The sequence below is a fragment of the Sphingomonas asaccharolytica NBRC 15499 genome (genome assembly GCF_001598355.1).
Taxonomy (GTDB): domain Bacteria; phylum Pseudomonadota; class Alphaproteobacteria; order Sphingomonadales; family Sphingomonadaceae; genus Sphingomonas; species Sphingomonas asaccharolytica.
In genome coordinates this window covers 1-5840 of record NZ_BCYU01000143.1, presented here as the reverse complement: position 1 = coordinate 5840, position 5840 = coordinate 1, and the positions used below count along the sequence as shown (strand labels likewise).

Here is a 5840-nt window from a genome sequence, read left to right as displayed (position 1 = left end):
CCGCCCCGCCTCTCCTTACGGCTTGCGGGTCGCAACGTTGTTCGACCGGTCGCGATCGGGCAGCTTATGGTCGGGGTCGAGTTCGGCCCTGACCACCGTACCACGCGGCACCGCGACGTCGGTCGTTGCCTGGCGGATCCATGTCTCGGCGGGCAGTGCGATGTCGCTAGTCCGTCCGTCGGCATAGGTCACGCGCAACGTCGCCGGCATCACGAGCTTGTCGCGCGATACGACGCGGATCAGCGGCGTGCCGTCCTTGGCTGTCGAGATGGTGTCGATCGCCAGGTCCATCTGCCAATTGTTCGCGTACCAGCCGCGCCACCACCAAGAGAGGTCCTCGCCGCTCTCGCTTTCCATCGCACGGAAGAAGTCGGCGGGCTTGGGATGCTTGAACGCCCAGGCAGCGATGAAGCGGCGGAACGCCGCGTCGAACCGCTGTGGGCCCAGGATCTGCTCACGCAACAGCACCAGCCCCAACGCCGATTTGAAATAGGTCACCGGGTGGCGGTACTTGCCGGGGATCGTGTCGGCGCGCGAGAGGATCGGCGGGGCATCGGGATCGGCCAGGATCGGCAGGATTTCGTCGACCGGGTTGCCGCCGCCGGGCGCATATTCGCTGTCGCGCTTGGGGGCATATTCGCCGCGGTTGAACTCGTCCGATTCATAGGTGTCGATGAAGGTGTTGAAGCCTTCGTCCATCCAGGCGTTGCGGCGCTCGTCGAAGCCTACGATCATCGGGAACCAGCTGTGCCCGATCTCGTGCGCGCTGATCCAGAACAGCTCCTTGCCCTTGTCCTCGACCCCGTCGAACACGATGCCCGGATATTCCATCCCCGATGCCGGGCCGGCGATGTTGATCGCGGCGGGCCAGGGATAAGGATACCATTTGGCCGAATAGCGCTCGACCGCGTCCTTCATATATTCGGTCGAGCGCGCCCATCTGTCGGGGCCCGCCGATTCCGCCGGATAGAAAGACATCGCAAGCGACGGCTTGCAGCCGGGCAGGTTGATCCGCGCCGCGTCCCAGGCGAACGCCGAGGACGCGCTGAACGCGACGTCGCGGCTATTGTCCATGTGGAAATGCCAGGTCAGGGGACCCGCCTTTGGCCGCGTGGTCGGATCGCCGACGCGTTCGGGCTCGCGGATCATCACCGTGCGGTCGCTGCGCCGCGCCGCCGCCAGCCGCGCTTGCTGCTGCGGAGTGAGCACCTCCTGCGGATTGACCAGCTCGCCCGACCCGGCGACGATCATGTCCGAGGGGACGGTGATGAAATAATCGAAATTGCCGTATTCGAGGTAGAATTCCTGCGCGAGATAGGGCGCGGGGTCCCAGCCGCGAAGATCGTCGAACACCGCCATGCGCGGATACCATTGCGCGACCGAATAGATCGGCGCGCCGATCTTCGCGGTCAGCCAGCCGGTGCGCCCACCGAAATCGTCGCTGGGCACTTCGTAATGATAGCGGATGTGGATCACCGCCTTGCCGCCCGGGGCGAGCGGCGTGGGCAATGGCAGCTGCGCGCGCGTATCGCTGATCACCGGCGTCACCGGCACCGCAGTCTTGCCGAGCGTCACCGATACCTGGTCGAGCGTCATCCCCTGGGTATTGCCGCGCGGCACGCCACCCTGCGCCAGACTACCGCGCGATCCGGGGCGGTAGATATTCTGGTCGAGCTGCAGCCACAGCGCGTCGAGCGCGCTCGGGCTGGCATTGGTGTAGGTGATCGCCACTTCGCCCTTGATCGTATGCGCGGCGGGATCGAGCGTCGCGTGGATCTGATAATCGGCGCGGTTCTGCCAGTAATTGGGCCCGGGCATGCCGTCGGCGCCGCGATAACTGTTGACCGCCTGGCCCATGTCGTAGGGCGCGAAGGTCTCGCGCGGTTGGTAGCTCGATCCGCTGGCGGCAGTGGTCGCGGCGACGATCAGGGCGAGACCGATGAGGCGGGCGAGCCGGGTGGACATGGAGGGAGGATCCTGGACCAGGGAGGGGTGCGCCCTTCCGCCACAATGGCAGGCTGTTGTCCAGCCAGCGATAGCCGATACAGACCCTCACCCTTCCCACCGCCTTCGGCGGCGCCTCCCTCCCTCTCCCGCGTGCGGGAGAGGGAGGGAGGCGCGAAGTGCCGGAAGGGTGAGGGTCTTTTTTTTAGGCGCCCGCAGCCGACAAAATCTCGATCACCTCAACAGCATCAGGACGACCCGGCAGAGACGCCACCTCCCCCTCCATCGCGCCGATCAACGCCCGGGCGAGTGGCGCCGAAAACGCGATCAGCCCCGCCGCCGGGTCCGCCTCGTCATCGCCGACAAGCCGTATCACGCGCTCGCTGCCATCCACCGCGATCCGCACGCGCGAGCCGAACGCGATCTCGTCCGCCGGCGGCACCGGCGCGACGATCGCCGTCACGCGGCGCCTGTGCCAATAGCGCAGGTCGCGCGCGATTTCCTCGCGGCGCGCCTCGTCGGCATCGACCTGCTCGGCCTCAAGCGCGGCGATTCGGGCGTCGATCAGCGCCGGGCCGCCTTCAGTGACCAGGTTCGGTCCCGCTGGAATCGGCAGCTCGAAGCGCGGTTCCTTATGCTCCTCGTCGCTCTCGCGGCGGAACGCGACGCTCATTGCCGGTCCTTGCCCAGCAACCGGATGATCGCCGAGAAATCGAGCCCGCCATTGCCGGCATCGTTGAATGCCTGATAGAGTTCGGCCGCCTTCGCCCCCATCGGCGTATCGGCATCGACCGAGGCCGCGGCTTCCATCGCCAGGCGCAGATCCTTGAGCATCAGCGCGGTCGCGAAGCCGCCCTGATAGTCGCGGTCGGCGGGCGTCTCCGGCCCGACGCCGGGCCAGGGCGCGTAGCTGGTCAGCGACCAGCTCTGACCCGAACTCACGCTGGCGATGTCGAAGAATTTCTGCGGATCGAGCCCGAGCTTGTCGGCGAGCACGAACGCTTCGCACGTCGCGATCATCTCGGCGCCGAGCACCATGTTATTGCAGATCTTGGCTGCCTGCCCAGCGCCCGATCCCCCGGCGTGGATCACCGCCTTGCCCATGTCGGCGAGGAACGGCTGAGCGCGATCGAACGCCTCGGCAGAACCGCCGACCATGAAGGTCAAAGTACCCGCATTGGCCGCCGCGATCCCGCCCGACACCGGCGCATCGACCGCGGCATAGCCTTTGGCCTGCGCCGCTTCGCCGACACGCTTGGCGGTGGCGACGTCGATCGTCGAGCAATCCATCAGGATTGCGCTCAGCGGCGCCTTGCCCAGGATCGACTCCCCATAGACGCTTTCGACATGCTTGCCGGCGGGTAGCATGGTGACCACCGCCTCTGCGCCATCGACCGCTTTAGCAGCATTCGCCGCGGGCAGGCAGCCGGCAGCCCTGGCCTTGTCGAGCGCCTCGGCCGACAGGTCGAAGGCGCGGACGTCATGCCCCTTCTTCGCCAGGTTCGCGGCCATCCCGCCGCCCATATTGCCCAGCCCGATGAATGCGACGCGTGCCATTTTCTTCTCTCCGTCGCCCCGGCGAAGGCCGGGGCCGCAATGTTTTTGGGATAGATCGCCAGCGGCCCCGGCCTCCGCCGGGGCGACGGCTTACTTCCCTACCCATTTCCCCGGCCGTTTCTCGACGAACGCAGCCATGCCTTCTTTCTGGTCTTCCGTCCCGAACAGCCCATGGAACAGGCGGCGCTCGAACTGGACGCCCTGCATCAGCGTTGTTTCGAACGCAGCGTTGACCATTTCCTTGTTGGCGAGCACCGCGAGCGGCGCCATGCCGGCGATCGTAGCGGCGGTCTTGACCGCTTCCTCGACCAGATCGGCGGCGGGAATGATCCGTGACACCAAACCGGCGCGCTCGGCCTCCTCGGCGTCCATGAAGCGGCCGGTCAGGCACATTTCCATCGCCTTGGCCTTGCCGACCGCGCGGGTCAGGCGCTGCGATCCGCCCATGCCGGGGGCGACCGCGAGCTTGATCTCGGGTTGGCCAAACTTCGCGGTGTCAGCGGCGAGGATGAAGTCGCACATCATCGCCAGCTCGCAGCCGCCGCCGAGCGCGAAACCGGCAACCGCCGCGATCACCGGCTTGCGGGTGCGAGTGAACTGCTCCCAACCCGCGAAATAATTGTCGCCGTACATGTCGCCGAACGACTGCGGCTGCATCTCCTTGATGTCGGCACCCGCCGCGAACGCCTTCTCGCTGCCGGTCAGCACCGCGCAGCCCTGGCTGGGATCGGCATCGAACGCTTGCAGCGCCGCGACCAGCTCACCCAGCACCTGGTTGTTGAGCGCGTTGAGCGCTTGCGGCCGGTTGAGCGTGATCAACGTGACGCCGGCGTCGCGCTGTTCGACCAATAGGGTTTCGTAGGTCATAGGAACTCCATCAACGCGCGGACGCGATATTGGCCAGCAACGCGTCGAGCTGTGCGGGCGTCGCATGCTCGAACGCCTCATCGGCGGAGGTCGGCAGGTTTTCGTAGGGGATCGGTTCGTCGAACTGGTCGGCGGCCAAGTCCCAATAGCGGCCGTCGATCAGATTGTAGAAATGCGTGCCGCCCTTGGTGCGGGTCTTGACGATCTCTCCGCCCATCAGCCGCCGCACCGCAAGTGCGGTCACCGCGCATTGATTGCGGCACGGATTGGCGGGATCGAACAGTGTCGACACCGTCTCCGGCGCCCAGGCACGCTTGACGCGGTGATAGAGCTGGTCGGGCGTTTCGATGGTCATTGCGGTGTCCAGGCCTCTTCCTTCGGCAGGGGTGCGAAAATCGCGTCGATCAGGTCGTCGGTGACGCCTTCGGGTTTGTCGGGGTTCCAGACCGGCGCATTGTCCTTGTCGACGATCACCGCGCGGACGCCCTCGAGGAAATCGTGACGCACGACAACGCGGCTGCCGACGGCATATTCCTGGGCCATCTCGGCGGCGAAATCGACCATCTGTCGACCCTCCGCGAGCAGGCACAGCGACACTTTCATCGTCTGTGGGGATTTGGTCCTGAGCGTCGCCAGGGTTTCCGCGCCCCAGGTACCGCCTTCGCTCTCCAGCGCGGCGTAGATGTCTTCCAGCCGGTCGGACTCGAACAGGCGGTTGATGTTCTCTTCGTGCGCGACGATCTTCGCCTCGGGCACCGGCGACCCCAGCTCGACGAGAATTTCCTCGATCTCGGTCGGCGCCGCCGCGATCCGCGCCTTGGCCATCGCGAGCGTGTCGCTGGTCAAATAATCGCTCGCCAGGCCAAGATTAAGACACTCCGCCCCGTCGAGCCGATGCCCGGTCAACGCGAGATACTGGCCGACCCGCCCCGGCAGGCGCGACAGATACCAACCGCCGCCGACATCGGGGAACAGGCCGATCCCGGTTTCGGGCATGGCGAGCCGGGTATTCTCGGTCGCGACGCGGTAGCGCGCGGGCTGCGAGATGCCGACGCCACCACCCATGGTGATGCCGTCCATGAACGCGACGATCGGCTTTTCGTAGGTGAACAGGCGATGGTTCATGCGATATTCGGTGAAGAAGAACTCCCGCGCCTCGACCCCGTCCTTCGCGCCGCTCTCCGCGAGCATGCGAATGTCGCCGCCGGCACAGAAGCCTCTACCATCAGCATGATCGATCATCACCGCCTCGACCGCGGGGTCGTCGCGCCACGCCGCCAGCGCGTCGAGCACGGCCGCGCACATCGCCGTGTTGAGCGCATGGATCGTCTTGGGCCGGTTGAGCCGGATACGGCCGACCTTGCCCTCGATGAAGGTGAGGACGTCGTCGGTCATAACCCCTCTCCCTCTGGGAGAGGGAGGGAGCGGCCAAAGGCCGCGGAAGGGTGAGGGCAGCCAGCGGTTCGCGCCCT

Annotated in this window: 6 protein-coding genes; all 6 read right to left on the bottom strand. The window is 66.2% G+C overall.

Annotated elements, in window-relative coordinates:
• Window positions 1-15: 15 nt before the first annotated feature.
• On the bottom strand, window positions 16-1965 hold the full coding sequence (locus SAS01S_RS21430) for a M1 family metallopeptidase (protein WP_066813178.1): 1950 nt from the start codon (window positions 1963-1965) through the stop codon (window positions 16-18).
• Window positions 1966-2149: 184 nt separating this feature from the next.
• Entirely contained in the window at window positions 2150-2617 is a 468-nt protein-coding gene (locus tag SAS01S_RS21425) for a GreA/GreB family elongation factor (RefSeq protein ID WP_066813176.1), read from the bottom strand.
• Window positions 2614-3501: a 3-hydroxyisobutyrate dehydrogenase gene (gene mmsB, locus SAS01S_RS21420; protein ID WP_066813174.1), complete on the bottom strand. Its 888-nt coding sequence runs from the start codon at window positions 3499-3501 to the stop codon at window positions 2614-2616. Before mmsB ends, SAS01S_RS21425 begins: the two co-directional genes overlap by 4 nt.
• Before the next feature lie 90 nt (window positions 3502-3591).
• A complete protein-coding gene (locus SAS01S_RS21415) occupies window positions 3592-4368 on the bottom strand; it encodes an enoyl-CoA hydratase (protein WP_066813172.1) in 777 nt (258 codons plus the stop codon).
• A gap of 10 nt (window positions 4369-4378) precedes the next feature.
• Window positions 4379-4723 (bottom strand): YunG family protein, encoded by a 345-nt coding sequence (locus SAS01S_RS21410; RefSeq protein ID WP_174545002.1) that lies wholly within the window; start codon window positions 4721-4723, stop codon window positions 4379-4381.
• Window positions 4720-5763, bottom strand: coding sequence for an enoyl-CoA hydratase/isomerase family protein (locus SAS01S_RS21405; protein WP_066813170.1), 1044 nt, complete (start codon window positions 5761-5763; stop codon window positions 4720-4722). The genes SAS01S_RS21410 and SAS01S_RS21405 overlap by 4 nt, the downstream gene beginning before the upstream one ends.
• Between the last annotated feature and the right edge of the window lie 77 nt (window positions 5764-5840).